Below are 17343 nucleotides of genomic sequence, written 5' to 3'. Positions count from 1 at the left end.
CCTCGAATAGCATAAGCTTGCGCCGAGTTAGGATTAATTTTTATGGCTTGGTCGTAATCCGCGATGTCTACGACGGGTTACGCCTACGGATAACGAGAGAATTTTAGGATGAAGTAGTGAAACGAGACTCCATTTACTATCAAATTTTTAAGCGCTTTCCTGGGTTACTCTTTGAACTAGTTGATAATCCTCCTCTGCAAGGGCAAAACTATCGATTTGAATCAGTTGAAGTTAAAGAAACCGCTTTTCGCATCGATGGTGTGTTTTTACCTCCAGAGGATGCAACATCGAGAGCGATCTTTTTTGCTGAAGTTCAATTCCAAAGAGATGAAGGTCTTTACCATCGGTTCTTTACCGAGTCGCTGATGTACCTGAACAGAAATCGTTCTCAGTACGATGACTGGTTCTGTGTGGTAATTTTTTCATCACGCTCTTTGGAACCAAGCGATCAAAAAAAAAACTCATCAAATATTTCTCAACAGCGACCAAGTGCAGCGAATCTATTTAGATGAGTTAGGCGCGACTAATCAGCAGCCAATAGGCATCAACTTGATGCAGTTGACTCTAGCATCGGATGAAGTGATGGCACAGCAAGCAAAGCAATTGATTGAGCGAGTAAAATTAGAGTCAACAGACACACTGCCGAAAAACGAAATACTAGACATCATCACCACAATTGCCGTTTATAAGTTTTCTTCGTTAAGTAGAGAGGAAGTTGAAGCTATGCTAGGACTGACTTTAGAGCAAACAAGGGTTTATCAGGAAGCGAAAGCCGAGGGTCGAGAAGAACGGGAAGCTGAAATGTTGAAACTTACCGTGCCTCTGTTACTAAAAACAGGGATGAGTGTAGAGCAGATTGCTCAACACCTCAATGTTGATATAGAAGCTGTCCAGATTGCAGTACAGTCAAGCAGATAGAATGAGGAAGTTGAAGCTATGCTAGGACTGACTTTAGAGCAAACAAGGGTTTATCAGGAAGCGAAAGCCGAAGGTCGAGAAGAAGGCCGAGAAGAAGGACGAGAAGAACGGGAAGCTGAAATGTTGAAACTTACTGTACCTCTGTTACTAAAAACAGGGATGAGTGTAGAGCAGATTGCTCAACATCTCAATGTTCATATAGAAGCTGTCCAGATCGCCGCACAGTCAAGCACATAAATAGACATAGTAAGTGAAAATGAATGTAGATACGTAGCAGTCCTACCTATCTACAAGGATTCTAGATAACGCATATTTAATTTCTACCAAATGTCTAATATATTCATCCCTGAATTCAGTAACGCCCATTTCTCAAATGAACTGGCAGGGTGATGACAAACTCGGTTCTTTGATGGGGTACTGAAGAAACCCTAATAGTACCTCTATGTTTTTCAATAATCTGGTAACTGATGGCGAGTCCCAACCCGGTGCCTTTCCCAATGGGCTTCGTCGTAAAGAACGGATCGAATACCTTTTTCTGAATTTCTAAAGGAATCCCAGAACCGTTATCCCAAATTTTGATTTGAATCCGATCGACATCTACAAGTTCTGTCTCGATGCCAATGCACTTATTCTGTTGGTTTTGGTTAGTTTCCAGAACATCAAAGGCATTACAGAGAATATTCATAAATACCTGGTTCAACTGAGCTGGATAGCATTCAATTAAAGGTAAATTTGCATATTGCTTTGTAATCATGATGTCCTGTTTGATTCGATGCCCTAAAATAACTAAACTACTATCCAAACCCTCATCAAGATTAACCACTTTAACTTGAGATTCATCTAGCCGAGAAAAAATCCGCAAAGATAACACAATTTGATGAATACGTTCGGCTCCAGTATTCATCGAGACTAGAATTTTTGATAAATCTTCAGTCGTATAACTGAGGTCAATTTCTTCAATATAGTCTTGAATGCGGTAACTGGGCGTTTGATATTCTTCTTCGTACAACTGCAAAAGCGTCAGGAGATTAGAAATATGGTCTTTGGCATATTTGATATTGCCATAAATAAAACTAACTGGATTGTTAATTTCATGGGCAATGCCAGCCACCATCAAACCTAGACCAGACATCTTTTCTGCTTGAATAATTTGTGTCTGAGTCTGCTGAATGTATTGGTTATATTCTGATAATGTTTTATTAGCATTGGTCAGTTCATTGAGTTTTTTATCTAGCTCTAATTTTAGCAATATCGCTTTGTTTTCCGCTTTTGATTTTTGTCGAGCAATTAGAAAAATTAGGACTAAAATCGTCGTTAAAAGGGGAATCTCAATTAACTCATCTGCTTGAGTCTTGCCTGAGTAGACAGCCGATAATACATAAGCAGTATCGAGCAAAACCCAAAAAACTGTATGTAGAATAAATGCCCGAAATTTCCAATAAAATGCACCGATGGACAGCAAGACAAAAACAAAATGAAACAGTAACACTGTCTTATCTGTAAAAACCATCAATGCCGCTACAATGAGAAGCCAAAAATTTAAATTTTTAATTAAGTTACTTAAAGAATTGACCAGCATATAAGAACAAAGGGTAAAGTGATTGTTTTTTGCTGAGTTAAAAAAAATGTTTTTAACTCTGTTGCCCGATCGCAGCTGTAATGCGAGATAGAGGAGATCCAAAAATTGACGGAGCTAGCTATGCTGCAAGACCTACTGATTTAGCAGCCCTGAACGAGAGTTCAATGGGGGTCTTATCACAGCGTGAGACAGATAGCGCCACCAAGAGCGAGTCCGCAAGTGTCGGGCAGTTTTCACTCCTGCCTTCCTCGATAAAATGCCTTTTGGTGCAAAAGCATCAAAGGTATCATTTTTATTGTTCCCAAGCAGACAGGTTATTATGACTTGACAAAGAAAGTAATAATATTAGATTGAGCAGGAACTAGTTAAAAAATAGCGATGGGCTACGCCCCGCCGGAGGCGATCGCACTTCAGCAAGTACAATTAAGTTACAACTAGTGTTGTACCTCCAAAGGCTGATAAAATGAAACGCACACTATATATTCCTGATAAGTTGTGTCCACAACTTGACCAATACTTAAAAGATCACCCAGAGCAAAACCAATCAAGTGTTGTACAGGAAGCACTGGCGGAAAAGTTGCGTCCTAAAAATGGTTCAAGGCTACTATCGTTGGCAGGAATCGTAAAAAATCCTTTTACAGACGCTTTAGTTAATGAAGATTATTTGATACACGTCTGATCCAAGTAAAAATATCAGTAAAAAAGATTTTCAAGTAAACCTAATAGTAATATTTACTAAAGTTATGGTATTGCAGTGTAACTTTATATGACGCAATCAAGCCAGATAAAAATATCAATGTGAAAATGTGGTTTTAACTACGCTATTCCCTTAATTTAGTAAGATAAACTTGCCGTATGTATGTCATCAAACTACTTACCTTCATCTAGTAACCAAAAAGGCATAAGCAATGAACCAAGAAGTAGCCAAAGTAATATTATGGGAAGAAAACCAAAAAGATTTTCTAAAAAAGTTCTATGATCTCCAATTTACTCCCAGAGTAGGAGAGGAAGTTTACCTAAAAAAGGAGAAATGGAAAGTAACCAGAGTTGAGCATGATGTAGAAATTAGTGAGATTAATATCTACATGGAATTAATCAAAAAAGTCAAGCAAGATAAATCATCTAATTCGTTAAATACAAGTAAGTAAGTGGGCGCAAATAATCATTACTCGCTCGTAGTTGCGCTTTAGCGCTAAAGCGCAACTACGAGCCAAATACAAAGATTTTACTTTTCGTTACATAGTTTGGTTTTATCTTGCCTACCTACTAAATAGACTCAACTACTATAAAAGGGAGGCTAATAACCTCCCTTAATTCTGAGAATCTATCTATTCTCAGGTGTAATTTGTAAATCTTTATACAAACCGCGATGTCTACGATGGGCTATTCGGCGTCGCACAATAAGAGTTGGGGCCAAATGGTGGCGATCGCTATGTAACGATACACTATAAAAGTAAAGAAATGTAAATAAATTAAATTTTGCAACCGTGGAAAACATCACATTGGGGCAAAATGGCCCACTCGTTACACCTTTGTGCATAGGCACTTGGGCTTGGGGTGATAAACTATTTTGGAATTATGGCAGTGCCTACGGTCCAGAACAGTTACAAGAAGCCTTTACAGCAGCCTTAGAAGCTGGTATTACCTTCTTTGATACTGCCGAAATCTACGGAATGGGAAAGAGCGAGAAATTTTTGGGACAATTTCTGCAACAGACACAACAACCAGTGCAAATCGCTACAAAATTTGGCCCTGTACCGTGGCGATTTACAGCCCAATCTGTCTCTGATGCTTTAACAGAAAGCCTCAAACGCCTACAACTTGAGCGAATCGCCCTGTACCAAGTGCATTGGCCTTTTGCTTTCTTTTTAAGCCAAGAAACTCTGATGAATGCCCTAGCAGATGAAGTGAAACGGGGCAGAATTGCTACAGTGGGTGTGAGTAATTACTCAGCAGAGCAAATGCGAGACGCGCATCAAATATTGGCAAACCGGGGAGTGCCTTTGGCTGTGAACCAAGTACGCTATTCTTTACTCACCCGTCAAGTTGAAAGCAAAGGTATTATAGCAACTGCCCGTGAGTTGGGTGTGACTATTTTGGCTTATAGTCCTTTAGCGCAGGGATTACTTACAGGTAAGTACAGTATTGATAGTACTGAAACCCCCACTGGTGCGAGGAAAATAGACCCGCGATTTAACAAAGAAGGTCTGCAAAAAATTGCCCCAGTTATATCTTTGCTACGCAACTTCGGGGAAAAATACGATCGCACCCCTGCTCAAGTTGCTCTTAACTGGTTAATTGCTCAAGGGAACGTTATTCCCATTGCTGGGGTGAAGACAGCCGAACAGGTGCGGCAAAATGCTGGTGCTTTGGGTTGGAGATTGAGCGACGATGAAATTGGAGAGTTAGAACTAGTTAGTCGTCCTTGGCTGTAGTAGTTTTGAACTACTCAAATACAGGAGGCCAAATTTCTGACACTACTAGCTCCCAACCTGGTAATAAGTCTGGTAGTGTCAGTTTGTTATTATCCTGCAAAACTATTGGTTCTTGGTTGAGTCGATAAACTGTGAGCGTCAATTTATCAGGATCAATCAAGATACCAACGGTAGATCCGAGTTGTAAAAATAGCTGAATCTTTTCTACGAGTGGTTTGATCCGGTCTGACTTAGATTTTATCTCTACCATCAAGTCAGGCACCAGTTCCACAAAGTCGCGCTTGCTTATTTTAAGTCGATCAGCACGAACAAAAGATACATTGGGAGCGCGGAGATTTCGTTTTTCGTGATCAGCTTCTTTGCCGTTTTCAGTGTCTAATGTAGGCAAAATAAAGCCAGCGCTAGAACCAGTTACTCGCCCTAGCCTTTGTGGGCGTACCCAATTACCCATCTGCCGCGCGAACTCAGCACCTATTTCCTCTGACTCATAATCTGATGGCCCCATCACAACTATATTTCCGTCTACTAGCTCCATCTGCCATTCTGGATGCTTTGCTTGTAGTTGCTCTAAGTCTGGAATAGTGAACATAAGACCACGAAGAATGCATCTTTTATTTATTTTCCTACAAACTGGTAGAAAAAGTTACCCAAAAACCCAAAAAGTCAAGAGCCAAAGTCAAAATTTTGACCGGAGGCGGAGCGTCTCCGGCTCCGCTCTTAACTCTCAACTCTTAACTCTGCCAATTTGAGATTTGGATTTTGGATTGAAGAAAAAATCTAAAATCTAAAATCTAAAATCCAAAATTGATTAACTTCTAACTGTTGACTAAGAAGCTGATTCTCTAGCTGTAGGTGAACCTATCTTTTTACTAGGGGATGGAGAAGACTCCTGGCCACTTGTCCGCAGTTTTGGCTTGGGAGAAGAATGTCTTTCTTCTCCATTACTGCTATCTGATTTCCACGCCGAACGGGGGCGATCGCTCGAAGATGAAGATTCACGACGCTTACCAAGTCTGGGCTTGGGAGCGGAGGATTCTTCTTGGGGAATTTCCACGTCTGAACTCAACCAAGCGGGACGAGTTTGATCGTAAGCGATTTGCAAAGCAGCTGCGGCGATCGCTTGAGCATCGTATTCTGCAATCAGTTCGCTGACAATTGGCAAGAATGAAGCCAAACGCTCACCTGTCAAAGCTTCTCGCACTTGTTCTTGCAATTTCAAAATGTGTCGTGCTTCAATCTGGGCGCGTGTGGGAATCGTCAGCAATTGCCAATTTTGGCGATTATGACGTTCAAATGTTTGCTGCTTGCGGCGCTCAAATGGCTGTACTAAAGAAATTGCTGTTCCTTCTTTACCAGCACGACCAGTACGGCCAATGCGATGGACGTAGGTTTCTACGCTATCGGGTAAGTCGTAGTTGATCACATGGGAAAGTTGATCGACATCTAAGCCTCGTGCTGCAATATCAGTTGCTACTACCCAACGCACTTGACGGTTACGGAATCTGACTAATAACCGTTCCCGCGCTTGTTGCGATAAGTCGCCGTGGTATTCATCTACACTATGACCAGCCCCTTGTAACTGACTGGTGAGTTCTGCGGCTGTGCGTCTGGTGCGGACAAAGATTAAAGCTGTTTCTGGATCTTCCATTTCCAGAATCGGCTGTAAAGCTTTGGCTTTTGTCCAGTGGCGGGGGATCAAGTAAGCTACTTGATTGATTTTGTTGGGAGCAGCTTTTGGCTGTTCAACGGTGACAGTTGCAGGCGATCGCAAGAACTTGTTCACCAACATCCTAATTGATGGTGGCATTGTTGCCGAGAATAAAGCTGTTTGACGATCTACGGGTGCTTGAGAGAGGATTTTCACCACATCATCAATAAAGCCCATGCTCAACATTTCATCAGCTTCATCCAACACAAACCACTTCACTTGATCCAGCTTCAAACAGCCGCGATCGAGCAAATCGATTACCCGTCCTGGAGTGCCGACAACCATGTGAACGCCACGTTTTAGTTGTAACATTTGGCGGTCAATTGATTGACCACCGTAGATTGCTAACACCCGCAATCCTTCATTACCGATGAATTGGGCGATCGCATCGTGAACTTGCATTGCTAATTCACGAGTTGGGGTTAAAACTATCGCTTGCACGGCTCTTTGATTAACATCCAGCCGCTCTAAAATGGGCAGTGAAAATGCTGCCGTTTTGCCTGTTCCAGTTTGAGATTGACCTACTACATCACGACCGTCTAGCAATTGGGGAATTGCTTGAATTTGAATGTTAGTTGGTTCGGTAAAACCGATTTTTTCTAGTTGTTCGACACGTTCTTGAGAAATGCCTAATTCTTGAAATGAAAGAGTCATTAATTCGTCCTAAATTTTATCTAAGGATTTTGGATTAGTCATTAGTCATTAGTTATTAGTCATTAGTCATTAGTCATTAGTCATTAGTGAGCTAAGGGCGGTAGCGAAGCCTCAATTTTTGGAGAGGCTATGCCAACAAGTCCGCCAGCGTTTCAGGTAAACCCTCATGAAAACTGCTATTAATGCAGCACTGACCTTAGTTTAAGGATGAATCTGTAAGGGTCATTTAACAAATGGACTTTGGACAAAGGACAAATGACAATTTAGTTATTGACTACTTGACCATAGAGGTCGTATGTATCAGCGTGGTGAATCGCTATTGGCACGATGGTTCCTAACTTTGCCTGGCCTTTGACATACACTAGACCATCAACCTCTGGGGAAAATCTACCTGAACGACCGATTAATTCACCACTTTCAGGATTTTCTTGCTCAATCAGGACATCGACAATTTTGCCTACTTCCTGTTGATTTTTCTTTTGAGAAATCGGTTGCTGGAGTTCCATCAGTTGGTATCGGCGATCGTCCATTACCTCTTGGGGCAACTGATTTGGTAGCTTATAAGCTGGGGTTCCTTCCTCAGAGGAAAAGGTGAAGACGCCAACATGATCGAATTCATGTCGCTGAACGAACTCTAGTAGATGCTCAAAATGTTCGCTTGTTTCTCCTGGGAAACCAACAATAAATGTTGTCCGCAGTACGGCTGTTGGTAGCGCCGTTTTGATGCGATCTATAATCCCATCATTTACCCGCCCTTGCCAAGGACGGTTCATGGCGCGGAGAATATCTGGATGAGAATGTTGCAAGGGCAAATCCAGATAAGGCAAGACGTTTGGTGTTTCTTGGATCGCCGCTATCACATCTGGGGTTAGTCCCGTGGGATAAGCGTAGTGCATTCTAATCCACGGTATATCTACTTTCCCCAAAGCGCGAAGCAATTCGGCTAATTTTGGCTTACCGTAAATATCTAAACCGTAATTAGTGGTGATTTGGGAAATTAGAATAATTTCCTTTACCCCTTGACTAACTAACTGCTCGGCTTCGGCGACTATAGATTCAATAGTACGCGATCGCTGGTTCCCTCGAAGATGAGGAATGATACAAAATGCACAACGATAATCACATCCTTCTGCAACCCGCAGGTAAGCTACGCCCTCGGTTGTAGTCCGATAGCGCGGTGTAGTTTCATCGGCGATGTAGGTTGGTTCGATACTAACCTGTTTAACCCGTTCGCCAAGTTCAACACGCTCAATTACATTTACAATTTTGTGATAATCACCTGTACCAACCACCGCTACTGCTTCTGGCAACTCTTCCAAAAGTTGTTCTTGGAAATGTTGCGCCATACAGCCAGTGATTACGATTTTTTTGTTTGCCTCTGCCAGTTCTACTAAAGTTCTGACAGATTCTTGCCGGGCTGCTTCAATAAAACTACAAGTATTAACAATAACGTAATCTGCTAACTCTTCATTTGTATCTACACCGTAGCCTGCTTCTACGAGCATTCCCAGCATGTGTTCTGTATCAATTCGGTTTTTCTCGCAGCCCAGGTGAGAAATAGCAATTGTTGGCTTGTCACCCATATTTTGAAAAAATCTTCATTTTTTTTTCTTCTTGTAATCAAACATTCTGGCGCAAAATTAAGCTTTTTTGCTATCAGCATCCTCATGAAAACAGCCCAGTGGCAAATCTCCACTGTTAATAACTGTTTGTGTCATAACCCTATCAATAAATAAAAATAGAGGTCATGTTATGATATTCCTATCAATCTGTTCCCCAGGGTAAATTGAAGTGTCTTTGGGTACATTTGACACTTGTAATCTTTTTTAACAATTCGCCTATTGGTATTTTACATTACCACAGCGTGTGCGTTGTTAATCTACCCATCGGGAAGCCGCCCAAGGGGCTTGTTCTGAGAAGTCGCTACCCTCCGGGAAATCGACGAAAGCGACTACGCTTAATAAAGCAGTAATGCTACCCTGGCGATTGGCAAGTCCTACGACTAAGCGCGGACAAGACGCCTAAACCACGGAAAGCTGCCTTGCGTCTAGTGAGTGGCAAACTCCTCTTGTAGCCAAGTTTTATCTTAACATATCTTATGGGAGGTTGGAGGCCAATTTCCATCTGAGGAAGGAGGCGATAAACCGACTATCATAAAACACATTTGACTAGTTAATGAAAAGTCAAGAGTCAAGGGTCATATAGTCGATAGTCAAAAAATTCTGGACTCTGGACTCCGCGAGGCGGATTTAAAGACGTGGACTTATATCAATTATTTAAAACTCGCTCACCGATTATTGGCGTGGTTCACCTGCTACCACTGCCGACCTCACCTCGTTGGGGAGGTAGCCTAAAAGCGGTAATTGACCGTGCCGAACAAGAAGCTGCTGCCCTGGCAAGTGGAGGGGTTAACGGGCTGATTGTGGAGAATTTTTTTGACGCGCCGTTTACCAAAAACCAAGTTGATCCGGTGGTTGTGAGTGCCATGACCATTGTGGTGCAACGGATACAAAATTTGGTAACTTTGCCTATAGGCTTAAATGTTTTGCGAAACGACGCTAAAAGTGCAATGGCGATCGCTAGCTGTGTACAGGCACAATTCATCCGCGTCAACGTTCTTACAGGAGTGATGGCAACCGATCAGGGATTAATTGAGGGAGAAGCCCATCAATTACTCCGCTATCGACGGGAGTTAGGCTGTGATGTTAAAATCCTGGCCGATGTGTTGGTGAAACACGCCCGTCCTTTGAGTTCTCCAAATCTCACAGTCGCCGTGAAAGACACCATTGAAAGGGGTTTAGCAGACGGAGTGATTTTGTCTGGTTGGGCTACAGGTAGTCCACCTAACTTAGAAGATTTGGAACTAGCTTGTGGTGCAGCAGCTGGTACGCCAGTGTTCATCGGTAGTGGGGCGAATTGGGAAAATATTGATACATTGATGCAAGCAGCAGATGGTGTGATAGTTTCCAGTTCCCTAAAACGCCACGGACGGATAGAGCAACCAATTGACCCAATTCGCGTCAGCCAATTTGTTGAAGCCGCGCGTCGCAATTGGAACTCCAAAAGTGAAAGCAAGCCCGCAGAACAAGTAAAGTTACATTCTTAGAAAGTAGGGAGTGGGGAAAGAGAGTTAGGAGTTAAGAGTTATGAGTTATGAGTTTTAAATTAATTGTTCCTAACTCCTCATTCTTAACTCCTCACTCCTCACTCTTAACTCCTAGCTTTTACCACTCCCCATCCCCTAATATTTATGATTCGCCGTCGTTCTACTCCTTGGATTCATAAATGGTCACGTCCATTGATTGCCGCGATCGCTGGATGTGGTGCTTTAATAACAGGTTATCTCGCCATAGAAAAGTTAACAGGAGGCAGTGCAGCTTGTGTAGCACAGGCTGGTGTCAAGGGCTGTAATGATGTACTTTCTAGCCCTTGGGCTACAGTTTTTGGTCAGCCATTAGCTTTGTTTGGCTTTTTGGCATACATCAGTATGGTGATATTTGCTTTGGCTCCCTTGGCGTTCAACTCAGGGGAAAAAAATAGCCGCAAACAATTGGAAAATTGGACGTGGTTACTGCTGCTAGCGGGTGCGATCGCCATGTCTGTCTTTAGTGGCTACTTAATGTACGTGCTAGCATCTCAAATCAAAGCTATTTGTCCTTACTGTATCGGTTCAGCTTTGTTCTCTGTGAGTCTTTTGGTACTAACAATTATCGGTCGCACTTGGGAGGATATAGGACAAATTTTCTTTACAGCCATTATTGTCGGGATGGTGACGCTGATTGGCACTTTAGGCGTTTACGCTGGCGTGAATAAATCAGATGTTATATCTGAAACTCCAGGACAACCCACAAAAATTATCTTTAATTCCAAAGGAGACCCTAACCCCGCCTTTGGTTGGGAAGTTACCACCACTTCTGGTGAGGCAGAAATAGCCTTAGCACGGCATCTGGCGAAGGTAGGCGCGAAGGAATACAGTGCTTACTGGTGTCCTCACTGCCATGAACAAAAGCTGCTTTTTGGTAAACAAGCCCAGGAAGTAATCAACAAGGATGTTAAGGTAGAATGCGCTCCCGATGGACTTAAAGCTCAAACAGAACTGTGTAAAGCCGCAAAAATTGAAGGCTTCCCCACTTGGATTGTCAATGGTAAAAGCTATAGCGGAGTCCAAAACTTAGAGAAACTAGCGAAAGTTTCTGGTTACACGGGACCTAGTAAATTCAAGTATTTCCAGTAATCGACATAGTGGTAAAGTCTCAGTCAACTGGATAAATACAGCAAAGTCTGTTTCCAGTTGGCTTTTTTGTTTTTGGTAATATTGGGTGTTATCAAGTATCCAATTACTGATTTTCCTGCGCTTTTATCCGCAAGCAACTTAAGCTTAAGAAAATAAACTAAATATATTTGCTGGTGTATAATGTGTAATTTAATTTATTTATATAGCACTTAGGTGTCACTTTGAGATGTAATCATCTCAATGCCGAACCGGAAAGTGTGTGTGTTGGAACTTATCACAATTCTCAGTAAAATATCTAGTTGCTCTAAAATATGAGGGTTCTCTGGGCAAAACTTTACTAGACAAAGCTTTGAGTAAAATCTGCTGAACTCGCTTTCAAAAATATTTATACTTAATTTGTGCTGATAGCTACAAAAGTCACAGTTGCTGTTTGGTCAAATAATTCGCCTCAATAAATATATGATAGTACATCACAACTACCATGATATCTTGAAAAACCTTACTGAATTGAAAAACTCTTAGAAACTCTACTTAGCTCCTTACTCTTTGAGCTATGTTAATCCAATAGTTAATAGCTATAGGAATAGAGAATATTTCTCCCCTCTAATGTAATGGGAATGAATCAGCAGCTAGGCAAGCATTTTGTGAAGTTAATCTTTAAACTGAAACAATCGCTTGGTCGAGGACACAGAGAATTGATTACTGCCGCCAGCGTTGCAGCCTGCATCCTGCTTTTGCACTCCATCGGATTACTACAATCTTTGGAGTTGGCAGCTTTGGATCAATTTTTTCGCTTACGTCCAAATGAACCGCCAGAACAGCGGATTACCATCGTAGTGATTGACGAAGCCTATTTAAAGGAAGTACGTTTGTGGCCGATTCCAGATACGAAGATTGCCGAGTTGTTACAAAAATTGAACGCCCACAAACCCCGTGCTATTGGTTTAGATATCTACCGAAATTTCCCAGTAGAGCCTGGTAATCAAGAACTTCGTAGTACTTATAAGTTAATACCCAACTTGATTGGTATTGAGCTACTGGCAAATGACAAAAACGTTAATGTTTCACCTCCCTTAGGGCTAAATCAGGATCAAGTGGGCTTTAACAATGTGGTCTATGATCTGGATGGGAAAGTACGTCGCAGTTTGTTGTATTGGCACGTTAAGAATCAGGTACACGAAAGTTTTGCTCTGAAGTTGGCTTTATTGTATTTAAAGTCAGAAAATATTACTCCCACCAAAGCAAAAAATAACCCTGACTATTTGCAATTGGGTAAGGCAGTATTTACTCGTTTTCAGACTAATGATGGTGCTTATGTGGGAGCTGATGCTGGAGGCTACCAACTTTTAACTAATTTTCCCAAACCCACATGTCAAAGCTCATCTGGAGAATTTTGTAATTTTCGCCAGGTATCGATAAAAGATGTACTGACAGATAATGTCGAAGAAGAGTTCATCAAAGATCGGATTATACTTATTGGCTCCACTGCACCCAGCCTCCGGGATTTTGTATTCATTCCCTACTCCAGCAGTCTAATGGGTACAGCAAAGCCTGTACCTGGTATTCAACTCCAAGCTTATTTTATTAGTGAGTTAATCTCAGCTGCACTGCAAGGACGACCCTTAATCAAGGTCTGGCCTGACTTATGGGAAAACTTGTGGATTTTTATCTGGTCTTATCTGGGAACTGTGACGACATGGCGGATACAAGACGCAACTAAGAGCCTTTTTAGCATCCTAGTTTCTTGCTTGGTATTGACTCTGAGTACGTACCTTGCTTTCTTATATAGTGGTTGGTGGATACCGCTAATTCCCTCATTGTTTAGCTTTGGCAGTTCAGCTATTTGGATTACCACTTATATTGCCCATATCCAGGAAGAGTGGAAACGTTCTAAAGAATTTTTGCATCACGTAATCAACACGATTCCCGATCCAATTTTTGTGAAAAATGAACAACACCAGTGGATTGTTTTAAATGAGGCGTATTGTCGATTTATCGGTTATCCGAATAAGTTGTTAATCGGAAAGTCAGACTATGACTTTTTCCCTAAACATGAAGCCGATGTGTTTCGACAACAGGATGATCTTGTGTTCAGGACTCAAAAATGCCAGGAACATGAAGAAGAATTTACCAATGCAGATGGTCAGACTCATCAAATTGCCACTAAGCGATCGCTCCATAAAGACTCTGCTGGCAATTTATTTTTAGTTGGAGTCATCCGAGATATTACTCAGCGCAAGCTCATGGAAGAACAGCTAAAGCGTACTGCTGCTGAACTATTGTCCTCTAACAAGGAACTAAAACTCAAAGAAGACCACTTGCGTCACTTAGCGTATCACGACCCGCTCACAGGTCTATCCAATCGCAAATTTTTTGCTGAACAACTTTGCGAATCATTACATTGGGCGCAACATAACAACTTGCTGCTGGGGCTGCTGTTTATTGATTTAGATGGCTTTAAGCAAATCAATGATACTCTGGGACACGAGGCGGGCGATCACTTCCTAATAACTATCGCGCGACGACTTAGCAAATCTTTACGCACTAGTGATACAGTTTGTCGTTTGGGTGGGGATGAATTTACTGTGATTTTACGGGCAATTCCTAATGTTGAAATAGCTGCTAAAATCGCCGCAAACATTTTAACCAGTATTAGCAAGCCAGTTGTCTTGGACGGCTATGCAATCCGAGTCTCTGCCAGTATTGGCATTAGTGTCTACCCATACAATAGTCAAGACAGTGAAACTTTAATGAAACAAGCAGATGCAGCAATGTATCGTGCGAAGCACCTGGGTAAAAATCGCTACGAATTTGCTTAATTAGTCAAAAGTCCTTTAGGGCTTTAAACGATTGAGAATGCCATCTTAACTTCCGCCACGCTGTACTAGCTTTTTTACCTGAAGACTAAACCTAAGAACATATAGGAATCATATTTGATTTTTGAAATTATCTATGTAGGTGGGAAGTGGGGAGTAGGGAGTAGGGAATCACGCTTTTCGAGTTGAGGACGAGTTTTTTCACCAAATCAAATCATAGTGCTATAGATCAATAAGCTGTTCAGTTAAGAAATATTATCCGTTGAGGCAGGCTGTTCTTGAGCAGGGGACGCTGGCGTTGCAGGAGAGAGAAAAAGCTGATCTGAACCGTATTTTCCTATACATGAGAAAGGTATTAGTCATCGAGGCTTCTTTTTGTTTTAGCTAAAATTAAATTTTAAATATACACTTACTTAAGTATTACTTAAGGTTTTTATCAAATATTCGCCAATCAATATAGTGTTTATACTTAGCGATAGTAAGATGTTATTAATATATACTGGTTGTAGACAAAACGCTTATAGTAATTAATCAACAGATATAACTTTGGACTGATGTAAAAATAACAGATTAAAAATATCACTGTAAGTAGATGAACTATTCTATAACAGCAGATAAAGCTTAGTTTATAAAGGTTTATCATAATTACTTGTACATCAGCAACAATATTGAATTAATTTAATAAAGTAAGTTATTTTTTCACAAAAGCTAGTAAATATACGGTAATCAATAAAAACCTTTTTTAAATGAAAAAATTGTAAATTTACTGAAAGACATGAAGACTAACTTCCGAATCAAACAAGTTATAATATTCTGTATAAGTGCTTACATTTTAATACCAAAAATTGCAGGCTCTACAGGTATGTTTAGTACTGCAAGCGCTAATGCTTCTGGGGCGACTAGCAGTAACGCCTTAATGGCCCCCAAACTCAATTCTGAAAAATTAAAAGACACGTATATCCCACCAAATTATGGTGGACCCGACAGTCAGCAAGGTAGCGGCACCCGCTAATAGCAATTTTGGATTTTAGATTGACCCCATGCCTAAAGGCATTGTGATTAAGTTATAGACTAAAAGTTACTGTTGACTCAAATGGACTGAAATTTCGTCTTTCACCAACTAGTGATAACGATCTAAGAGCATCACCCGTCCAAGCGTTGCGGTTAGAGGAGAAGGGATTAAAAGCTTTTACTAAAAGCTTGTTCGGGAAACTTTAATCAAGATAATAGTGGAGATTTCCACCAATGATCTGTTTGTACAAGTGCGTGAACTTGCCAGTTCGGGTCTGGCTGAGGATAATCTAAGCGGTAGTGTCCACCTCGGCTTTCGGTTCTAAAAGCAGCACTTTTGAGAATTAAATCAGCGACATCTAATAAATTGCGGGTTTCTGCCCAAAGTCTCAATTGCCGTTCAACATCTGGGATGTCAAAACTAGCTGGTTCTGCGGGACGTAAAGCAAGCAAGAATTGACTTAAAGGCAGGATAGCAAAATCTTGTTGCCAAGATTCAATAGTAGCGATCGCACTTTCTAACTTTGATTGCTCTCGACAAATACCAGCACTTTCCCACACTAGACGCGGTAACTTCTCCCTGAGTGCTTCTAGCTGTGCTTGCTGGATATGCCACTCACTAGCATCAGCACTAAATTTCTGTAATGGTAGTACTGGTGTTTCTGACGGCAGCCCAATATTTTCTAACTCAATTTGGCCCATCTGGGCCCCAAAGACAATACATTCCAGCAGGGAATTACTGGCAAGGCGATTTGCCCCATGCACACCAGTACTAGCGGTTTCACCCACAGCGTACAAACCAGGAATATTCGTGCGATTCATTAGATCCGCGACAATCCCACCCATCCAGTAGTGGGCAGCAGGGGCGACTGGAATTGGTTCATGGAAGACATCAATGCCCCAATGCTGACAAACTTTGATGATGTTGGGAAAGCGGTGACGAATCTTGTCGGCAGGTATGGGGCGCATATCCAACCACACATGGGCAGTTGCTAAATCGACGGCGGTACGTTGTAAATGGCTGAAAATTGCTCTACTGACTACATCTCTGGGTGCGAGTTCACCAGCAGGGTGGTAGTCAAAGGCAAAACGCCGCCCTTCGTTATCGACAAGGTGTGCGCCTTCGCCGCGGACAGCTTCGCTAATGAGAAAGCGATCCGCCCCAGGTTTAGTTAGGGCTGTGGGGTGAAATTGCACAAATTCCAAATCGCACAGGATAGCCCCAGCCCGATATGCGATCGCTACTCCATCACCCGTACTCACCGCCGGGTTAGTAGTTTGGGCAAATACCTGACCGCCACCACCAGTTGCTAATACCACAGCACCAGCCTTTACCCATCTGATTTCACCTTGATAAAACAGGCTGATTCCCTGACAGCGACCAGTTTCGGGTTCAATCCACAAACTCAAAGCCAAAGCTTGCTGAATGACTTGAATATTCTGGCGACGTAATACTTGCGCCGCGAGGGTGGTGGTAACTTCCCTCCCTGTGGTATCTGCGGCGTGGAGAACGCGGTTGCGAGAATGGGCTGCTTCTAAAGTTAAGGCCAAGGCTTGACCATGACGGTCAAAAGCAACTCCCAAGTTAACTAGAGATTGAATGCAGTTAGGGGCAAGTTGGGCGAGAAATTCTACAGCAGTGCGATCGCACAAACCTGCACCTGCCCGGATCGTATCTTCAATGTGTAGCGTAGGAGAATCTTCCGGGGCAACTGCTGCGGCAATACCGCCTTGCGCCCAATCACTGGCGGATAAAGCAACAGTTTCTTTGGTAATCAAGCCGACTCGCAAGGAATCTGGTAGACACAGCGCTGTGTATAGTCCAGCAGCACCAGCGCCGACTACTAAGACATCAAATTGGCTAGGAATATCTATCTGAGACAAGGTAATACGGGAGTTAGAAGTGAGGAGTTAGAAGTGAGGAGTTAGAAGTGAGGAGTTAGAAGTGAGGAGTTAGAAGTGAGGAGTTAGAAGTGAGGAGTTAGAAG

The 17343-nt window shown here is 42.1% G+C and carries 13 protein-coding genes and 1 pseudogene; 9 read left to right on the top strand and 5 right to left on the bottom strand.

The features are described from left to right. The first annotated feature begins 116 nt into the window (after window positions 1-116). Both V7K73_RS14435 and V7K73_RS14430 read left to right on the top strand, forming a co-directional pair. A pseudogene (locus tag V7K73_RS14435) lies at window positions 117-918 on the top strand (Rpn family recombination-promoting nuclease/putative transposase). Between the two features lie 18 nt (window positions 919-936). Next, window positions 937-1155 carry a hypothetical protein gene (locus tag V7K73_RS14430; RefSeq protein ID WP_334881021.1) on the top strand — a complete coding sequence of 73 codons (219 nt, stop codon included), beginning with the start codon at window positions 937-939 and terminating at the stop codon, window positions 1153-1155. A 115-nt stretch (window positions 1156-1270) separates the two neighbouring features. Here V7K73_RS14430 and V7K73_RS14425 read toward each other — a convergent pair whose 3' ends face one another. Continuing rightward, the gene (locus V7K73_RS14425; RefSeq protein WP_334881019.1) at window positions 1271-2497 is read right to left on the bottom strand and encodes a sensor histidine kinase; all 1227 of its coding nucleotides are present in this window, start codon (window positions 2495-2497) and stop codon (window positions 1271-1273) included. A 463-nt stretch (window positions 2498-2960) separates the two neighbouring features. Between V7K73_RS14425 and V7K73_RS14420 the strand changes: the two genes are divergently transcribed. The 3 genes from V7K73_RS14420 (at window position 2961) to V7K73_RS14410 (ending at window position 4932) form a co-directional block, all read left to right on the top strand. After that, window positions 2961-3176 (top strand): hypothetical protein, encoded by a 216-nt coding sequence (locus V7K73_RS14420; RefSeq protein ID WP_334881017.1) that lies wholly within the window; start codon window positions 2961-2963, stop codon window positions 3174-3176. A 229-nt stretch (window positions 3177-3405) separates the two neighbouring features. Next, on the top strand, window positions 3406-3645 hold the full coding sequence (locus V7K73_RS14415) for a hypothetical protein (protein ID WP_334881015.1): 240 nt from the start codon (window positions 3406-3408) through the stop codon (window positions 3643-3645). Between the two features lie 339 nt (window positions 3646-3984). Beyond that, a complete protein-coding gene (locus V7K73_RS14410) occupies window positions 3985-4932 on the top strand; it encodes an aldo/keto reductase (protein ID WP_334881014.1) in 948 nt (315 codons plus the stop codon). A 10-nt stretch (window positions 4933-4942) separates the two neighbouring features. Here the strand turns inward: V7K73_RS14410 and V7K73_RS14405 are convergent, their stop codons facing one another. From V7K73_RS14405 to rimO, 3 genes are all read right to left on the bottom strand, one after another. After that, complete coding sequence (locus V7K73_RS14405) at window positions 4943-5521, bottom strand: Uma2 family endonuclease (RefSeq protein ID WP_334881012.1); 579 nt, start codon at window positions 5519-5521, stop codon at window positions 4943-4945. 237 nt (window positions 5522-5758) lie between these two features. Continuing rightward, window positions 5759-7294, bottom strand: a complete 1536-nt coding sequence (locus V7K73_RS14400) for a DEAD/DEAH box helicase (RefSeq protein ID WP_334881010.1) — start codon at window positions 7292-7294, stop codon at window positions 5759-5761. 263 nt (window positions 7295-7557) lie between these two features. After that, complete coding sequence (gene rimO / locus V7K73_RS14395; protein ID WP_322651001.1) at window positions 7558-8877, bottom strand: 30S ribosomal protein S12 methylthiotransferase RimO; 1320 nt, start codon at window positions 8875-8877, stop codon at window positions 7558-7560. A gap of 674 nt (window positions 8878-9551) precedes the next feature. Between rimO and btpA the strand changes: the two genes are divergently transcribed. The 4 genes from btpA (at window position 9552) to V7K73_RS14375 (ending at window position 15356) form a co-directional block, all read left to right on the top strand. Further along, complete coding sequence (gene btpA / locus V7K73_RS14390; protein ID WP_334881006.1) at window positions 9552-10400, top strand: photosystem I biogenesis protein BtpA; 849 nt, start codon at window positions 9552-9554, stop codon at window positions 10398-10400. Window positions 10401-10544: 144 nt separating this feature from the next. Continuing rightward, window positions 10545-11528: a vitamin K epoxide reductase family protein gene (locus tag V7K73_RS14385; RefSeq protein ID WP_334881004.1), complete on the top strand. Its 984-nt coding sequence runs from the start codon at window positions 10545-10547 to the stop codon at window positions 11526-11528. A 617-nt stretch (window positions 11529-12145) separates the two neighbouring features. Then, window positions 12146-14347, top strand: coding sequence for a CHASE2 domain-containing protein (locus V7K73_RS14380; protein ID WP_334881002.1), 2202 nt, complete (start codon window positions 12146-12148; stop codon window positions 14345-14347). Between the two features lie 772 nt (window positions 14348-15119). Continuing rightward, window positions 15120-15356, top strand: a complete 237-nt coding sequence (locus tag V7K73_RS14375; RefSeq protein ID WP_334881000.1) for a hypothetical protein — start codon at window positions 15120-15122, stop codon at window positions 15354-15356. 206 nt (window positions 15357-15562) lie between these two features. Here the strand turns inward: V7K73_RS14375 and nadB are convergent, their stop codons facing one another. Further along, window positions 15563-17239, bottom strand: a complete 1677-nt coding sequence (gene nadB / locus V7K73_RS14370; protein ID WP_334880998.1) for an L-aspartate oxidase — start codon at window positions 17237-17239, stop codon at window positions 15563-15565. Window positions 17240-17343: the final 104 nt, after the last annotated feature.

Origin of the sequence: Nostoc sp. (genome assembly GCF_036916975.1) — a bacterium.
GTDB lineage: Bacteria > Cyanobacteriota > Cyanobacteriia > Cyanobacteriales > Nostocaceae > Nostoc.
Note: the sequence above shows the minus strand (reverse complement) of the source record. Positions and strands in the feature narration are given on the sequence as shown.